The organism is Nocardiopsis sp. iso_40 (assembly GCF_056173285.1).
Genome location: NZ_CM149666.1, coordinates 605932 through 622500, shown reverse-complemented (window position 1 = coordinate 622500; position 16569 = coordinate 605932). Strand labels below are relative to the sequence as shown.

General features: G+C 70.7%; 15 protein-coding genes. 5 read left to right on the top strand and 10 right to left on the bottom strand.

All coding sequences use genetic code 11. The features are described from left to right. Positions 1–35: 35 nt before the first annotated feature. The 10 genes from AC0VYD_RS02690 to AC0VYD_RS02645 all read right to left on the bottom strand — a co-directional run bounded on the left by AC0VYD_RS02690 (position 36) and on the right by AC0VYD_RS02645 (position 10215). Complete coding sequence (locus AC0VYD_RS02690; protein ID WP_475478422.1) at positions 36–920, bottom strand: FAH family protein; 885 nt, start codon at positions 918–920, stop codon at positions 36–38. Next, entirely contained in the window at positions 920–2128 is a 1209-nt protein-coding gene (locus AC0VYD_RS02685) for a mandelate racemase/muconate lactonizing enzyme family protein (RefSeq protein ID WP_475478421.1), read from the bottom strand. The genes AC0VYD_RS02690 and AC0VYD_RS02685 overlap by 1 nt, the downstream gene beginning before the upstream one ends. Beyond that, complete coding sequence (locus tag AC0VYD_RS02680; protein WP_475478420.1) at positions 2121–3017, bottom strand: alpha/beta fold hydrolase; 897 nt, start codon at positions 3015–3017, stop codon at positions 2121–2123. Before AC0VYD_RS02680 ends, AC0VYD_RS02685 begins: the two co-directional genes overlap by 8 nt. After that, on the bottom strand, positions 3014–4702 hold the full coding sequence (locus tag AC0VYD_RS02675; protein ID WP_475478419.1) for a GH3 family acyl-acid amido synthetase: 1689 nt from the start codon (positions 4700–4702) through the stop codon (positions 3014–3016). Before AC0VYD_RS02675 ends, AC0VYD_RS02680 begins: the two co-directional genes overlap by 4 nt. Before the next feature lie 16 nt (positions 4703–4718). Continuing rightward, the gene (locus AC0VYD_RS02670; protein WP_475478418.1) at positions 4719–5231 is read right to left on the bottom strand and encodes a flavin reductase family protein; all 513 of its coding nucleotides are present in this window, start codon (positions 5229–5231) and stop codon (positions 4719–4721) included. A gap of 127 nt (positions 5232–5358) precedes the next feature. Further along, positions 5359–6471 carry an LLM class flavin-dependent oxidoreductase gene (locus tag AC0VYD_RS02665; protein WP_475478417.1) on the bottom strand — a complete coding sequence of 371 codons (1113 nt, stop codon included), beginning with the start codon at positions 6469–6471 and terminating at the stop codon, positions 5359–5361. A 67-nt stretch (positions 6472–6538) separates the two neighbouring features. Continuing rightward, a complete protein-coding gene (locus AC0VYD_RS02660; RefSeq protein WP_475478416.1) occupies positions 6539–7792 on the bottom strand; it encodes an ATP-grasp domain-containing protein in 1254 nt (417 codons plus the stop codon). Then, the gene (locus tag AC0VYD_RS02655; protein ID WP_475478415.1) at positions 7789–9099 is read right to left on the bottom strand and encodes an aminotransferase-like domain-containing protein; all 1311 of its coding nucleotides are present in this window, start codon (positions 9097–9099) and stop codon (positions 7789–7791) included. Before AC0VYD_RS02655 ends, AC0VYD_RS02660 begins: the two co-directional genes overlap by 4 nt. 1 nt (position 9100) lies before the next feature. Then, positions 9101–9427 carry a YciI family protein gene (locus AC0VYD_RS02650; RefSeq protein WP_475478414.1) on the bottom strand — a complete coding sequence of 109 codons (327 nt, stop codon included), beginning with the start codon at positions 9425–9427 and terminating at the stop codon, positions 9101–9103. 41 nt (positions 9428–9468) lie between these two features. Continuing rightward, entirely contained in the window at positions 9469–10215 is a 747-nt protein-coding gene (locus AC0VYD_RS02645) for an SDR family NAD(P)-dependent oxidoreductase (protein ID WP_475478413.1), read from the bottom strand. 624 nt (positions 10216–10839) lie between these two features. Here AC0VYD_RS02645 and AC0VYD_RS02640 point away from each other — a divergent pair. The 5 genes from AC0VYD_RS02640 to AC0VYD_RS02620 all read left to right on the top strand — a co-directional run bounded on the left by AC0VYD_RS02640 (position 10840) and on the right by AC0VYD_RS02620 (position 16547). Next, complete coding sequence (locus tag AC0VYD_RS02640) at positions 10840–12096, top strand: MFS transporter (protein ID WP_475478412.1); 1257 nt, start codon at positions 10840–10842, stop codon at positions 12094–12096. A gap of 39 nt (positions 12097–12135) precedes the next feature. Next, complete coding sequence (locus tag AC0VYD_RS02635) at positions 12136–13350, top strand: fatty acid desaturase (protein ID WP_475478411.1); 1215 nt, start codon at positions 12136–12138, stop codon at positions 13348–13350. A 78-nt stretch (positions 13351–13428) separates the two neighbouring features. Beyond that, complete coding sequence (locus tag AC0VYD_RS02630) at positions 13429–13866, top strand: cobalamin-dependent protein (protein ID WP_475478410.1); 438 nt, start codon at positions 13429–13431, stop codon at positions 13864–13866. Next, positions 13863–15239 carry a methylaspartate mutase gene (locus AC0VYD_RS02625; RefSeq protein WP_475478409.1) on the top strand — a complete coding sequence of 459 codons (1377 nt, stop codon included), beginning with the start codon at positions 13863–13865 and terminating at the stop codon, positions 15237–15239. Before AC0VYD_RS02630 ends, AC0VYD_RS02625 begins: the two co-directional genes overlap by 4 nt. Before the next feature lie 54 nt (positions 15240–15293). Next, a complete protein-coding gene (locus tag AC0VYD_RS02620) occupies positions 15294–16547 on the top strand; it encodes an ATP-grasp domain-containing protein (RefSeq protein WP_475478408.1) in 1254 nt (417 codons plus the stop codon). The last annotated feature ends 22 nt before the right edge of the window (positions 16548–16569 follow it).

Genomic DNA, 16569 nt, shown 5'->3' with positions numbered 1-16569 from the left:
TCCGGTACCGGCGGGCGGTACGTCCCGGCCCCCGCTCAGCGGGCCGAGACCGGGTTGGTCAGCAGGACGCCGTGCGTGCCGAACCGCATCTCGATCCGGTCCCCGCCCGCCATGGTGAACCCGCTGTGGAAACTGCTGCGGTCCGCGCCGAGGTAGACGTAGTGCACGCGCCCCGGGGCGAGCAGCGCCCCGTACGAGAAGAGCCCGGACATCATCTCGTCCAGGTCGTACTGGAGGGCCTTGGTCCCCGTGGTGAAGGCGCCCTGCCACACGGGGGCGCCCCCGCGTTCGATGGTGACGTGGCCCGTGACGTGTCGGGGCGGGGGTGCGGTGAACAGCCAGGGGGCCACCCCGGCGTCACAGAGCTTGGCGTAGGAGAGGTGGCCGTTGTGCCGTTTGAAGCGGCCGATGTCGGTCAGGTCGTTGCCGAAGGTGTAGCCGACGTAGCGCGGGGCGCCGGTCCGGTCGGTGAGGTAGACCAGGACGACCTCCGCCTCCTCGGTCAGCGCGACGGCGCCGGGCGGGACGCGCAGGGTCTGTCCGGGGACCTTCAGGACGTCGCCCAGCCCCTTGAAGAACCAGTTGGGCTGTGCCTGCGCGACACCGTCGGCCTTGACGTGGTGGGTGGCCATGAAGCCGCTGACCACGGCGTCGCCGACGGAGTCCGGCAGCAGCGGGGGGCGCAGGCGCACGTCGGCGGCGGGGACGGGCACCGGTGTGCGGCCCCGGGTCAGGGCGGCTTCGAGCGCGGCGGTGTCGCCCTCCGCCGCGAGCAGGGCGGCGGTGTCGCCCTCCGCCGCGAGCAGGGCGGCGTGCAGGTCGGTGTCGCCGAGCGGGTACAGCCGGAGGGTGGTGTCCTCGGGGTCGCCGAGGCCGAAACAGCGCTCACCCCGGTGGGTGCATTCGTACAGGACGGGCATCAGGGGGTCACCTCGGAGGTAGTGGAACGCCAGCGGTCACGGGTCCAGGACAGGGTCGCCCAGCGTTCGGCGGAGGCGCTCAGGCGCACGCCGAACCCGGGGCCCGGGGGCGGTGCCAGGGTGTTGGTCCGGCGGTCCACCCGGGGCGGTGGCGAGACGATCATGTCGGGGTCGGCGAAGAACCGGTCGGACTGGCCCGCCTCCACGGTCAGGGCGTCCGGGTTGCGGAAGGCCAGCGCCCGGCCGGCGTTGATCAGGGGTCCGGTCTCCGCGACCTGCACCCCGACCTGGAAGGCCAGGCCCGCGGCACGGGCGTGGTCGATCAGCCGGGCCGAGTTCAGCAGGCCGCCGTTCTTGGCCACGCGTACGTTCACGGCGTCACACGCCTCGGCGTCCACGGCCCGGCGGGCGTCCTCGAGGGTGCAGACCGACTCGTCCAGCATGACGCGGATACCGGACTCGCGGCGCAGTACGCGCAGGGCCTCCCAGGAGCGCCTGGGCAGCGGTTCCTCCACGAGGTCCACCCCGCACTCGCGCAGCCGGAGCGCGTGCGGCACCGCTGTCTCGGGGGTCCAGCTCATGTTGGCGTCGACCATGACGGGGACGTCCGGGCCGATCCGGTCCCGGAGCGCCCTGACCGTGCGCACGTCCCGGTCCGGGTCGGCGGAGGCCTTGACCTTGACGAAGTGGAAGGGGCCGCGCCCGGCCAGGAACTCCTCGACTCCGGTGCCGAGGTCGAGGACCTGGGAGACCGGGAGCGCGGACGGTTCGGGGAGCGCCGGGCCCGGGCCGGGGAGGAGTTCGGCCGCGGAGAGCCCCAGACGGCGGGCGATCAGGTCCAGAACCGCCGTTTCGAGCAGGCAGACCAGGTTGTTGTCGGCCCCGGAACCGTCCCCGGCGCCGGTGCCCAGCCCGAAGACCGCCTCGAAGCCCCTCCCGCGCAGCTCCGCCAGGAGGTCCTGCGGCGGGACGGTGCGCAGCCGCGCGAACAGCCTGCCCATCGGGACGCGGCACAGGGCCTCGCGCACGCTTTCGGTGGTCTCCCCGGTGACGTAGGACCGCGGCGCGCACTCGCCCGTGCCGGTCGTCCCGTCCGCCGTCAGGGCCAGGACGAGACTGTCGCTGGTGGTACGGCGGGCCGCCGGGTGGTCGAAGCCGACCCGCATCGGCAACGCCACCGCGTACAGCCGGGCCCGGTCCTCAGACATCCCGGTCCATGCCCCGGAGCAGGGTGTAGGCCGACACCCAGTCCACGATCTCGTCGCGGACGCCGGTGTAGAAGAGGTAGTGCCTGTCGGTCGGGAACTTGATGATCATCCCCTGGCCGGAGACCATCCTGTTGAACACGCGGTGGCTGTCGTCGAGGTCGAGGAAGGGATCGGTCAGCCCGGACACGAACGCGGTCGGCACCCGGGGCGGTTCGCGCCGGTCGGGGTGGCCCGGGTCGAGGTAGAGGCGCTCCAGCTCCAGCAGGGCGGCGCGGGACCGGCGGGTGACCGAGCGCACCGCCAGGTCGTCGTGGTCGATGAACCGCTGGTAGCGGGGGTCAGCGGTGAAGTCCTCCGACCGGAGCCCCGCGTCCCACAGCTGGGTTCCGCGTTCGGCGGCCAGTGACGACCGCTCGCCCTCGTCGAGCAGCGAGTGCAGCCGTCCCAACCACGTCGAGCAGTAGACGGCGGCCTCGTAGCGGACGGTGAAGGCGGAGTGGTGTAACAGGGCGGCCAGGAAGGAGCCGCCCAGACAGTGCCCGAAGAGGGACAGCGGGGTGTCCTCGCCGACCGCCTCCCGCACGTGCGACAGCGCGGTGGTGTAGTCGGCGACGACGGTGTCCACGTCGGGGATCTCGTGGCGCGGGCCGTCGCTGACGCCGCTGCCGCGCCGGTCCAGGACGAAGAAGGCGATGTCGTTGTCAGCGAACCGGGGGCCGACCTCCCACAGCCAGCCGGCGTGACTCTGCAGGCCGTGGAAGTAGAAGATCGCCCCCTTGGCCCGCCGTCTGGGCCGCCACAGGTGCAGGGCCAGCCGGGCCCCGTCCCGGGCCGACAGCGTGATGATCTCGCGGCGGGTGTTCTGAGGGGGCCTCTTGGTCTCGATCACCGGTGCGCTCCCGTCGGTGCCGTGTCGCCGAGGAGGTCGGCGACGAAGTCGGTGTCCTGCTGGAGGGGCTTGTACTTGTACTGGGTGGCGTTGCCCTGCTGGCGGCGGGACTCGGCGTAGGCGGCGATGGCGCCGTGCGCGACGGTGGAGAAGGTGAGCGGGGCGAGCCGTCCGCTGGTGCGTTTGGACGCGTACTCGATGTTGATCTCCTGGAGTGCCCGGTCCACCGACTCCGACAGGAGCCGGTCCAGTTCCGCGCCGGACTCGGAGGCCTCGCCGACCACCACGTAGTACGGCGGTTCGCTCCACCTGGGGCCGCACAGGTAGAGCCCGCCCGGCTGGCCCTGGGCGGCCATGGCCTGCTCGATGGCGTGGGTGACCTGGGCCTCGGTGATCTTCTCGCCGGTGAAGGAGTGGAAAATCCCGTCCCGGTGGACGAAGTGCACCCACGGGGTGCCGTCCACGATCCGGTCGACGTGGTAGATGTCGCCGTTCCACAGCCGGTACAGGCCGTTGGCCTGCGTCATGATCAGGTGGTAGTCGCGGCCCTCCTCCACCTCGTCGAACAGCAGGGTGTCGACCCGCTCGCCCGCGTCGAGCAGGGCGCCCAGGTCGGTCTCGGCCGGTACGAACTCGAAGAAGGCCTGGTTGACCGCCAGGGGCTGGCTGTCGAGGGAGTCGTCGACCGGGATGGTCGTCACCCCCTCGGTCCCGCAGCTCATGAACGGCATCGCGGACGTGCCCGGGAGCAGGGCGTCCAGTCGGGGCTGGTAGAGCTTCGCGGAGGAGGACAGCCAGCAGCTGTAGGTGCGCAGTGAGGGCCACACGTCCCGGAGGGTGAACTCGCCCTGGTCCAGGACTTCCCGGAGGCGCCGGGCCCCCTCCGGGTCCGGGTCGGTGTACGCCCTGCCCTGGAGGGTCCCCTCGGCCAGGTCCCGGACGAGTTCGGCCCCGTGCTCGCGGATCAGGTCCCGCAGCGAGATCAGGGTGCTCGGGTTGATCGCGGAGACGAAGTGCATCCGCCGGCCGAGGAGGTGGCGGATCCGGTGGTACATCCGCCCGGAGTGCGAGGAGGGCGCCTCGGTGCCGAACCAGGGGGCCGCGGACCACGGCGGGTTCCAGTCCCGGGTGTTGATCCGCGGGTGGCGGTTGCTGATCGCCTGGTAGGGGACGCCGGACAGTTGGTCGTCGACGTTCTCGTAGACGGTCTGGGTGTCGAGCGCGGCGTAGGGGTGGGCGAGGATCTCGGGGTGGTGTTCCAGGTACACGCCCCACATGGCCCGCATCGCCGGGATGCGGTACTTGAGCAGCCAGTGCAGGGTGTACGGGATCCGCTTCGGGACACCCGTCGTACCGCTCGTCTTCAGCCAGCGCAGGACGGGGCTGCAGGACAGTGTCCCGCCCTTGGTGCGGGTCTCCCGGTCGATCTCCCCGGTGAAGTCGCCGTAGCGCCTCACGGGGAGGGTGTCCCGGAAGGTCTCCGGGGCGGCCCCGACCGCGTCGTAGCCGTGCTCCTTCCAGTGGAGCGAATCAGCGCACAGGGTGATGACGTCGTCGAGGACCCGGTCCTGTGCCGCACCCGGGTCCTTGAGGTCCACCAGAAAGGCCTCCCGGGCCTGCTGGCACTCCTCGGTGAACGGAACACGGCGTGTGCGCCAGTGCTGTTGCCACTGCGTACTGCCCACGGTGTCAGCTTCTTCCTCAGCTCGTTCTTCTTGTACGCCGGCGGGTGACGGGCTCCGCGGGTGCGGACGGCTCGGGCGCCAGTCGGCGGATCCGGCTCCTGTGGAACACCAGGGGGTCCGCCGGATCCGCCAGGGCTCCGTCGTTGGTCGAGGCGATGGCCAGTTCGTGGTCGCCCGCCGGGTGGATCGCGCTGATCCCGCAGTCCAACCAGCCCAGGCCGTCCGCCGGGACGGGGTGGCCGGCCGGGGTGCGGGCCCACTCGCGCCCGGCGAACCGGTCGGCGGTGCGGTCGCTGAACAGCCGACAGAGGTCGGCGTGCCCCTCCCCGAGGATGGTGACCGCGAAGTTCCCGGCGGCCCGGATACGCGGCCAGGTGGTCGAGGTGTGGGCCGCGCACAGGGCGACGAGCGGGGGGTCGAGTGAAACGGAGGTGAAGGAGTTGACGGCCATCCCCGCGGGGCCGTCCTCCGTACGCGCGGTGACGAGTACGACCCCGGTGGCGAATCGGCCGAGGAGGTCACGGAACAAACGCTGGTCCAAGGGACGGCGCGCCGACCTGGCCTGTTGCAGCATGCGAAGTCTCTCCCCTTGTTCCGGCGTTCGTTCCTGGGCGTCCGGCGTTCCCGGACGCACGGTTGTGGCGGACCACCGGGGGCTACTGGGAGGCGCGGCTGGCGATCGCCCAGTCGACGGCCTCCTGCGGGCGGGCCGCGGCGCCGGTGATCCGCGGGGCCACGTGGCGTGCCAGCAGCTCGAGGCTGCGGTTCGTGTTCTCGTAGGAGGTCCAGTCCGCGGCGTAGACCAGGAGGGTTCCGAATCCGCCGGTGGCCTCCTGCATCCGGCGGATACCGGCGACCACCTCGTCGACGGAGCCGACGAGGGCGCCGCCCGCCTCGACCCGGGCCTCCAGGAGCTGGTCCCGCGGGACGCCGGGGGGCTGGACGCTGCGGCCCGCGGCCCTGCCGAAGTACTCGAACAACCAGCGGTCGTAGCCCTCTCGGACCTCGGCGAACGCCTGCTTGCTGGTCTCGGCGACGTGCACCGGCAGGGCGATGCGCCAGTCCTGGCGGTGCAGCGTCTGCCCGAACTCCTCGGCGGCCTCCTCGGCGTGCTTCCACTGCTGGGCCAGGCCGATGTGGTCCGGGGCGCCCGGGGTCATCAGCGCGAACGGGAGCGCGAAGGAGGTCATGCTCAGCCCGTACCGGCCGATGAGGCGGGGGCTGGTCACCGAGGTGCCGGAGGTGGCCATGGCGACCTCGATCGGGCCGTCCCCGAACCGCGGCAGCTGGAGCTTGGCGTCCCTCAGCTCGTACCAGTCGGTCTTCTGGGTGACCCGCTCCTCGCCGTTGACCAGTTCGAGGAGGGTGGGCAGGGCCTCGTCCAGGCGTCTGCGCTGGACCGTCCCGTCGAGGCCGAACATGGTGGCGTCGAAGGGCACACCCGGCCCCACTCCCAGGATGTAACGGCCCTGGGCCAGGTGGTGCAGGTGTACCGCACGGCTGGCGACGTGGAAGGGGTGGTGGCCGGAGAGCGGGACCACGCCGTGCGCGAGCCTGATCTGGCGGGTGCGCTGGCTGGCTGCGGCGATCAGGGTCTCCGGGGCGCCGACCAGGCCCCAGCCCAGGGTGTGGTGCTCGCCGAACCACGCCTCGTCGAAGTTCAGGCGGTCGGCGCGCTCGACCAGGTCGAGGTTGCGGTGGATCGCCAGGTGCGGGTCCTGCCCCGTCTCGTGGACGGGTGACAGAAAGATGCCGATGCGGCTGTGCACAGCTGTTCCTCCGGTATGGGGGGTGTGGGGAAGATCCGGGTGGGGGTGTGAGCGTGGTGCGTCCGGGTCAGGAGAGGCGGTAGACCGATTCCTGCAACGCGCGGACCTTCTCGTAGTCGGCTGCGAGCCGGGCGTCGTCGGCCGCGGTCAGGTAGATCCGCATGGCGGCCGAGAGCAGGTCGGTGGTGGGGCGGATCCGGTCGCCCGGCCCGTACTTGAGGCTGGTCAGGAACACGCTGGGCAGCTCGTTGATCCGGTCGAGGACTTCCTGGTCCACCCGCTCAAGGACACCGTCGAGCGCGGTGGCCGGGTTGTAGCTGTAGGCGGACCGGAGCCTGCGGTAGGTCCGGCCGCCGTGTTCCCGGACGAACTCCTCGGGGCGGACGTAGGCCGCCGCGGAGAGCCCGGCCTGGTCGGCTCCCAGGCACAGCTGCTGGAACCCGGGGTTCAGCAGGCCGTTGAGCCGGGTGGCGATCTCGACCAGGACCGGTCCCCGGTCGGTGACGATGACCTCGGCGTGCGCGGGTCCCCAACGCACGTCCAGTGCCGCGAGCACCTCGTCGACGTAGGAGATCAGCTCCGGAACCGGGCTCCGTTCCGAGGGCAGCAGGATCTCCCGGTTGTAGACCCGCTGGCCGGAGGGCAGCATCCGCTTCTCGTAACGCCAGACCCCGCAGGCGTAACGGTGGCCGTCGCAGCTGACCGTGTCGACGATGTACTCCGTGCCCCGGAGGTAGGACTGGACCAGCACCTCGGTGTTGGCGAAGCCGAAGATGTCCCGGGTGCCCAGGTTCCGTTCGGCGGCGGCCCGGACCTCCTCCGCGTCCTCGCAGACGAAGACGCCGTCGGAGGCGGCCGAGCTGACCGGCTTCACCACCACCGGCCAGTCCCCGCGGTCCTCGGCCCATTTGACGATCAGCCCGGGGTCGTCGCTCCTGAACTGGTCGGCGCAGCGCACCCCGGCCCGGCGCAGCGCCTCGATCATCTCGTACTTGTCGCGACGGGCGGCGGAGAGTTCCGTGCCGTTGGACTTCACGCCGAGTGCCGCGCTGAGCCGGTCGGCGAGCCGCACGGCGGACTCCTGACCGGGGACGACGGCGACCGGGTCGTACGGCCGCAGGAGTTCGACCAGCCGGTCCCCGTCGGAGCAAACGATGTTCTCCGCGTAGGCGGAGAGCTCGGGTGCGCGCATGGTCGGGATAAGTTCCGGTGTGCTCTGCACGTGGACCACCCGGGCGCCGGCGGAGGCGAAGGCCCCCGGGTAGAAGTTTCCTGCCGAGTAGCCGTCCACGACGACGGCGGTGGGCGTTCGGGGGCTCAAAACTGTTCCTCGGGGGTCTCGTGCGGGGTTTCCTTGACGAAACGGGCCAGCCGCGCGATGCCCTCGCGGATCGCGTCGGGTGCCAGGTTGCTGAAACCGAGCCGGATCTGCCTTCGGCCGCCTCCGTCGAGGTAGAACATGCTCATGGGCGCCCAGCTCACCCCGTAGTCGCGGGCCGAGCGTTCCATCGCCGCGAGGTCGGCGTCGAAGGAGACCTTCAGGACCAGGAAGAACCCGCCGCTCGGGGTGTTCCAGGTGACGCCGTGGTCCCCGTCGGCCGGGAAGTGCTCGGCCAGGGCGTCCAGGGTCGTCTCCAGCCGCTCCTGGTAGACCGCGGCCAGCTCGCGGGTGGCGGATCTCAGGTCGTGGCCGTTGGCGACGAGGATGCCGCCGACCACTGCCTGGGAGAGGGAGGAGGATCCGACCGTGAACATCGCCTTGGCCGGTGAGAGCGTCTCGGCGAGGGTCCGGGTGGCCCCCTCGGTGTCGGTGACCTCCTGGTCGGCGACCAGGTAGCCGAGGCGGGCGCCGGGGAAGGCCGACTTGGCGAAGGAGCCGAGGTAGACGACCCGGCGGTCGGTGTCCAGGGATTTCAGGGTGGGCAGTGACGCCCCCTCGCGGGCGAAGAGCCCGTACGGGTTGTCCTCCAGGATCACGAGGTCCTCCTCGGCTGCGACTTCGAGGAGTCGCCGTCGGGCTGCGAGGGGGACCACCGTGCCGGACGGGTTGGAGAAGTCGGGCACCAGGTAGAGGGCCGCCGGGCGCCTGCCCTCGGAGCGCACCTCGCGGGCCGCCGCAGCCACCGCCTCGGGGTCGAGCCCGTCCGGTCCTTCGAGGATCCCGCGGATGGGGACGTCGAGCATCCGCGCCGCGCCCCGGATGCCGACGTAGGCGGGCGAGACCGACAGCAGGACGTCGTCGGCGGAGGTGCACAGACCGCGCAGGGTGATCAGGGCCGCTTCCTGGAAGCCGTGCGTGATCATGACGGCTTCGGCCGGGACGTCGATGCCCTCGTCCTGCTTCAGCATCAGGGCGACATCGTCCCGGATGATTCCGCTGACCGGCCCGTACTGGAAGAGGGAGCGGGTGATGCGCTCCTCGGGCACGCCCTTCTCACGCAGGTGCCCGATGTAGCGCTCGATGTGCCGGCCGAGGTCGGCCAGGTCGTGGTTGCCGTCGTAGGGGGCGCCCGAGGAGAACGACAGTGCGTCGGGGAACCTCAGCGCCGTTTCGCTGAGGACGCGCATGGAACCCATCTCGGGGTCGACGACCCCTGCGTGCAGGGAGTCCTGCTTGAGCGAGAGCATGTCAGCGGGTTCCTTCCGGGGCGGGGGTTTCCTCGGCGCGGTTCAGTGCGCGGATCCAGCTGCCCTTGCCCGGCTCCCATTCGTGGATCCGGGTCCTGGCGACGATCCCGCCCCGGACGTAGGGCTCCTCGTCCAGTACTCGCCGGAGTTCCTCGCGGTCGTCCACCTCGTAGAGCAGGAGTCCGGAGTTCTCACCGGTGAGCGGTCCGCCGAGCAGCAGGACACCGCTGTCGGCGAGCCGGTGGAGGTTCTCGGCGTGGGCCGGGTGCAGGCCCTGTCGGCCCGCCCGGTCCACGTTGTATTCGAATTGGACGACAAACTTCGCCACACCAGCTCCTTGTGCGCTGTTTCCTGCGGGGGCGGGGGGTCTCACATGTAGAGCCCGCCGTTGATGTCGATGACGGAACCGGTCGAGTAGCCGGCGCTCTCGGAGCACAGGTGCAGCACGCTCCCGGCGGCCTCCGCGACCGTGCCGTACCGGCCCATCGGAAGCCGGGAGAGGACGGCCCTGCGCGCCGCCTCGTCACGGCGTTCGAAGGCGCCCGCGACCCGGTCGGTGGCGATCGGCCCGTGCGCGACCACGTTCACCACCACACCGGTGCCGGCGAGTTCGTGTGCCATCTGCTTGGTCATGCCGATGACGGCCGCCTTCGCGCCGACGTAGGCGGCGTTGTTGAAGCGGCTGTAGGTCCGCCCGCCGGTCGAGGCGAAGTTGACGATGCGCCCGTAGCCGTCCCGGGCCATGCGGGGCGCGACCACCTTGACCGCGATCCAGGTGCTGACCACGTTCTCCAGGTACGTCTCCTCGAAATGGCCGCGCTCCAGGTCGGCGTAACCGATGACCCGGGTGTCCCCGCCGACGCCGTTCACGAGGACGGACGGGGCGTGCAGTTCGGTGATCTCCGTCAGCTGCCGCTCGGCCGCGGGGATGTCGGTGATGTCGCCGAGGACCACGTCGACCTTCGTCCGCGGGGCCAGCTCCTCGGCCAGGCGGGTGACGGCCTCCTCGTCCTTGTCGAAGAGGACGAGGGGGTGCCCCTCCCGGGCGAGCCCTCGGGCCGCCTCGGAGAGGATTCCGCCGGCGGCACCGATCATGAGGGCGGTACGTGCGGTCACTTGCTTTCACCTGACCTGTGTGTGGGGGTGTCCGTGATCGAGCAGTGGTCCTGCCTGGCACAACGGCGGTTACCGGCAGGGGGCCGACCCGAATCACCACGGATGCAATTCGCCGACCCGGATTCACCTGACGTTTGCCGAAAATGCACACGGCGCCAATTTTGAAAGGCGCTGATCAACAAATATGCATTGCAGAGAAAAAGATCTTGATCAACCAGGAGAACCGCAATCGATCGTGCATCAGCACAACATGAGCGTCAATGTGACATGGATCACATTGTTGATTCTTTGGCGCGGCCGCTACCTTGATTCCCGCACAGCACGGGCAGCCAATTAAGGATTTTTCGAGTTCTTGCAGTTCAGGCATGATGATCACGATCCACAGCCGCGGCGGCCCTGGGATTTTCCACCGAAAACCCCCTCCTCCCACCGCCCCAGAACCACGCCCATGGCCGGATTCGGCCATTGCCAACAGCCCTCGTGTCCGAATGAGGACATAAGTAACAATGATCATGGCCACATTCGGCCATTAATCGAAGAAAATGGAACTCGGTGCCAAATATCCCTGGCGCTGACGGGGTTTCCAGAACAGCGGCTCCGGACCAACCATCGGACGGACAAACCATGCGACCCGACTCTCCCTGGCGCGTACGTGACTTCCGTGTGCTGTTCGCCGCTTCCACGCTCAGTCAGCTCGCCACCAACATCAGCTACGTGGCCGTACCGCTCGTGGCCGTGGCCGCCCTGGACGCCGGCCCCGGGCAGGTCGGCGCGCTCGCGACCCTGAGCACCGTCGCCTTCCTCCTCATCGGCCTGCCGGCCGGGGCCTGGGTGGACCGGCTCAGCCACCGGCGGGTACTGATCACGGCGGACCTGTGCCGAGCGCTGCTGTTCTGCACCGTGCCGCTGGCCTGGTGGGCGGACATGCTCACCCTCGGCCACCTCTACGCGATCGTGCTGCTGAACGGCTGTGCCACCGTCTTCTTCGACGTGGGCTCGCAGAGCGTGCTGCCCTCCCTCGTGGACCGCCGCAGCCTGGTCCAGGCCAACGCCGACATCAACACGCTGATCGCGGCGGGCAACGTGGCCGGACGCAGCGCCGGCGGCGGACTGGTCGCGCTGCTCACCGCACCCGTGGCCCTCGTCGTCAGTGCGGGCGCCTACCTGGCCTCGGCCCTGCGGCTCACCAGCCTCCGGCACGCACCCGCGGCTGCCGCGGCGCGGGGGGAGAAGGCCCCGCCGCTGGCGGCGCAGATCGGGGAGGGCCTTCGGCACGTCTTCGGCAGGACGGAACTGCGGGCGCTCGTGCTCACCGCGGCCCTGGCCAACCTGGGGTCCGCCGTGGTCAACACCATGCTCCCGATCTGGTTCGTCCGCGAGCTCGGCCTGTCCTCGGCCACCCTGGGCCTCTTCTGGGCGGCCGGCGGGGTCGGGCTGCTGTGCGGCGCCCGCTGCGCCCGGCCCGTCGCCGCCCGCCTCGGTTACGGGCGCACCCTCGGCCTCGCCGGGCTGGTCCTGTCACCCGCCGGCCTGCTCGTGCCCCTGGTCGGCCAGGGTTTCTGGCTGTACCTGGCCGGAGCCGGCTGGTTCCTGGCCATGTTCAAGATCGGCATGGACAACGTGCTCGGCGTCAGCCTGCGCCAGCGCATGACCGCCGATTCCCTGCTCGGCCGGATGAACGCCACTTTCCGGTTTCTCCTGACCGGAGCCCTCGCGGTCGGCGCCGCCCTGTCCGGGGTTCTGGGAGAACTGGTCGGGGTGCAGGCCGCCCTGTGGGTGGGCGGGGCGTTCATGGCGACAGCCTTCCTGCCCGTTTTCCTCTCACCGGTGCGAAAACTTCGCGAACTCCCCGAAGAACAGCCCCAGGACGCGAAACCGTAGAACTCAAGCTGAATCGACACCTGCCACGAAGAGAATGTGATGACAACTATCGGAAACGGTCTGGGTTCCGAGGCGTCCGCTGACCGCTCGGACCCGCGCGAAACCATGCGCGCCCTGCCACGATTCCTTCAGTATCCGATCACGGTATTCACTGGGAAACCGATCTCCGGCCAGGGCCCCCTGTCCTGGTGGACCCCCGGATTCCATCTGACCACCGCCGGCCTGTCCATGCTGACCGGTACCGCGATCAGCTGCGTCGGCCTGGCCCTCTCCGGTTTCTGGCTGCTGCTCCTGTTACCGGGCTGGGCCGTCACCCTGCACGGCATGCGCAACCTGCGGATGATGGTCTACCACCAGTGCGCGCACCGCAACATGTACCGCAGGCGCCGCCTGGACGCCGCGATCGGCCGCGCCACCTCCAGCCTGCTGATCATCCAGCACTTCGGCCGGTACAGCCGGGAACACGTCAGCGACCACCACGCGGCCCACCACATGACGCTGCGGGACCCCACGGTCCAGGCGTTCCTGGTGAGTCTGGACCTGCACCCGGGGATGACCCGCCGACAGATGTGGCGACGGGTCCTGGGGAAGATCGTCTCGCCCTGGTTCCACCTCACCTTCGCGGTGGCCCGTATCCGCTCCTTCTGGCACGGCTCGGACATCAGCGAGAAGGCCGCCAGCGTCGCCCTCTACGGTGTCGCCGCGATCGCCACCGTCGCCACCGGGACCTGGCCGATGCTGCTCCTGGCCTGGCTCGTTCCGCTCTTCCCGCTGTTCCAGGTGAGCAACACCCTGCGGCTCTGCGTGAAACACACCTTCCCTGCCCCGGACGTGACCGAGCACCGGGGCAAGGAGTACTTCGGCAGCCTGACCAACGCCATCTTCATCGGCGAGCCGGCGCCCTCCCCCGACCTGCCGCCGCTGCGCCGCGCCGCGGCCTGGACGAGGTGGACCGCGCGCATGCTTTTCGTGCACGCGCCCTCGCGGTACCTCGTCCTGACCGGCGACACGGTCGTGCACGACTTCCACCACCGCTACCCGGCCACCCCGAAGTGGGCGAACTACATCTTCGAGCGCCAACTGGACGCCGACCGGGGGAGCCCGGGCTGGCCGGCCTACCGCCACGCCTGGGGCCTGGTGCCCGCGGTCAACCTGGTCTTCGACTCCCTGTCCGTCGCGGACCCGGAGAAGTACGACGTCGCCCGGTTGCGTGAGGTCAGCCAACGCGAACTGTTCGCCGCGTTCGACGACTGACCTCCGCCCGGCCGTCCGCCTCCGTCACCCAGCCCGGCCGCGGGACAGCCACCCACACAAGACCTCCGGGAGTTGCACATGAGACCCGAACCCCTGACCCGAACCGTCATCCTCGGCGTGGCGGCCAGCGACGCCCACGTCGTGGCCAACCAGCTCATCGCCCATTCCCTGCGTGCCCAGGGGTTCCGTGTGGTCAACCTCGGAGCCTGCACCCCGGTGGCCGAGTTCGCCGCCGCCCACGCCGAACACCCCGAAGCCGAGGCCGTCATCATCGGCAGCCTCAACGGGCACGCCTACGAGGACCTCCAGGACCTGCCGCGGGCCCGCGCCGCAGGCCTCCTGGACTGCCCGGTCATCCTCGGCGGCAACCTCTCCGTGGGGAGCAACAAGGACGCCGCCGACGACGACCGGTTCCGCGAACTCGGCGTCGAACTCGTCCTGTCCGACCCCGAGCAGCTGCCGACCGTCCTGGACGGGCTCCGTACCCGCAGCGCGCAGCCGGTCACCGCACGGTGAACGCGGCCGCACCGCCACCGGAGCCCCCGGAGCCGCCGACGATCTCGGAGTCCCTCGCCTACGTCCGGGAGCTGGGCAAACCGACCGCGGCGGAGGTTCTGCGTGCGGCGCGCGCCGCGGGGCGCGTCGCCCTGCAACCGCGCTGCGGCGTGGGTTCGCACACCCAGATGCTGACCCTGCTGCGGGACCTGGAACGGCACGCCGAACCGGGCATCCTCACCATCACCATCGACTCGCACACCCGGCTGAAGCACTTCGACAACGCCCGCGCCGTGCTGCTGCGCAACTCCGCCGAACTCAACGGCTACCCCCTCGTCACCCACGGCTGGCCCAGGGGGCGCGAGCTCAACGAGGCCGTGTCCGCCCCCCTGGAGGTGCGGCACGGTTCGCCCGACGCGCGCCGCCTGTTCGAGACCTCGGTGGCCTCCGGCATCACCTCCTTCGAGGGCGGCGGGATCTCGTACAACCTCCCCTACTCGAAGGCCGTGCCGCTGGGCGATTCGCTGGCGGCCTGGCGGGAGGTGGACGCGCTCTGCGGGGACCTGGCCAGGCGGGGCCTGGTCATCGACCGCGAGCTGTTCGGCACGCTCACCGCCGTGCTCGTACCCCCGTCGGTCTCGCTGGCCGTCAGCGTCCTGGAGGCGGTGGCCGCGGCCCGCGAGGGGGTGCGCTGCATCTCGGTGGCGTACCCGCAGGGCGGCCACTTCGAGCAGGACGTGGCCGCGCTGCGGGCCATCCCGGTGCTCGCCGCCCGCTACCTGCCCGAGGAGGTGGAGGTCCACGCGGTACTGCACGAGTTCATGGGCGTCTTCCCCAGGGAGCGGTCGCACGCCGAGGACGTCATCCTCTACGGCGCGCTGCTCGCCCGCCTGGGCGGTGCCACCAAACTGATCACGAAAACCTACCTGGAGGCGTACGGAATCCCCGACACGCGCGCCAACATCGACGGGCTGCTGCTCGCCTCCCGCGCCAACTCACCGCTCCTGGACTTCATCGCGCTCGACGAGGACCGGGTCGGCGCCGAGCTGGAGTGGGTCCTGGAGGAGGTGGCCGAGATCGTGGAGCCGGTCCTGGCAGCCCCCTGCCTCCACGGCGGCATCGAGTCCGCCTTCGCGGAGGGCAGGCTCGACATCCCCTTCAGCGCCAGCCGGTACGCGCGCTCCGAGGTCATCCCGCGCCGTGCGCCCGACGGCGCCATCCGCTACCTGAGCCCCGGGGCGCTCCCCTTCTCCGACCGCACGCTACGCCGCAACCGGGAGAGCCTCGCCGACAGGGGCGGCGCCTCCCGGATGGGCGACATGGCGCGCGGCCTGACCTGCGACATCAACTATTTCCTGAACGTCTTCGGGGAAAGCGCCGCGTCAGGGACCTGACCCGCGCCCCGAACGACCGAGCCGCCCGCACAGATGACTCACCGAGGAACTCACATGACAGACCAGCCCTCCCTCCAGCTCCTCTTCGTCGGAGGGGCCGGAAACGCCACTCTCGCCGTCGACGTCGTCGGAACGGCGATCCGCCAGGCGCACGCACGCGGCCTGAGAGTGCACGTCACGAACCAGGAGGCCACCCTGGCGGCGACTCCGGCGGTCACCGAACTCGCCGACGCCGCCTCCGCCGTCGACTTCGAGGTGCGCGGGGCGAGCGCGGAGTGGGCGCGTGCGCAGGCCGAGGCGGGCAACCGCTTCGACGTCGTCTTCGGTGTGCGGGAGATGGCCCAGGAGGCGGTGGCCGAGGCCGCGGCCGCGCTGGGCCGCCCCGGGAACCAGCCGAAGGCGGTCCACCGGGTCCGCACCAAGGACGAGGCCCGGGCCGAACTGGCCGCCGCGGGCTTCCCCCAGCCGCGGTTCCGGGTCTGCGCGGACGAGGCGGAGGCGCACGACTTCCTGCGGGGGTCCACCGGCCCCTGGGTGGTCAAGCCGCGGGACGCCATGGGCAGCGAGGGCGTGACCCGGATCGAGGGGCCGCAGGCGCTGGCCGGGGCGCTGGAGTTCCTGCCGGAGGGGAGTCGGGGCTCCTTCATCGTCGAGGAGTTCGTGGAGGGGCCCGAGTTCAGCGCGGAGGGCCTCTTCCTCGACGGCGCCCCCCACGTGCTGGCCCTGACCTCGAAGGAACTGCTGCCGCCGCCGAACTTCTTCGAGACCGAGTACGTCATCCCCGCGATCATCCCGGACCGGACCGCGCAGGAGATCGAAAGCCAGGTCGTCGCCGCCCTCACCGCCCTTGAGCTGAGCTACGGGCAGTTCCACGTCGAACTGTGGTGGACCGAACGCGGCGTCGTCCTCGGCGAGGTGCACGTGCGCAACGCGGGCGGTTGGATCCACCGCATGCTGCCCCACGTCATCCCCGGCCTCGAATGGTTCGGCCTGGTCTACGACGACGCGTTGGGCAACCCCGTCGACCGCGCCTCGCTCCGGCCCCGGCGGGGGGCCGCGATCCGTTTCCTCACTCCCCCTTCGGGCCGTCTGGTCGCGGTCGAGGGCTGGGACGAGGTGCTGGCCCACCCGAACCTGCTCCACGCGGAACTGGCCGTCAGCCCCGGCGACGTCATCGAACCGCACCGCTCGGTCGGCAACCGGATCGCGCACATCGCCGTCGGTGCCGACACCCCCGAGGAGGCACAGGCCCTGGCCCGCAGGTTGGACGCCTCGGTGCGGTTCGTCACCGAACCGGTGTCGGACTGAGCCGCGGCCCCGGCGGCCGGGG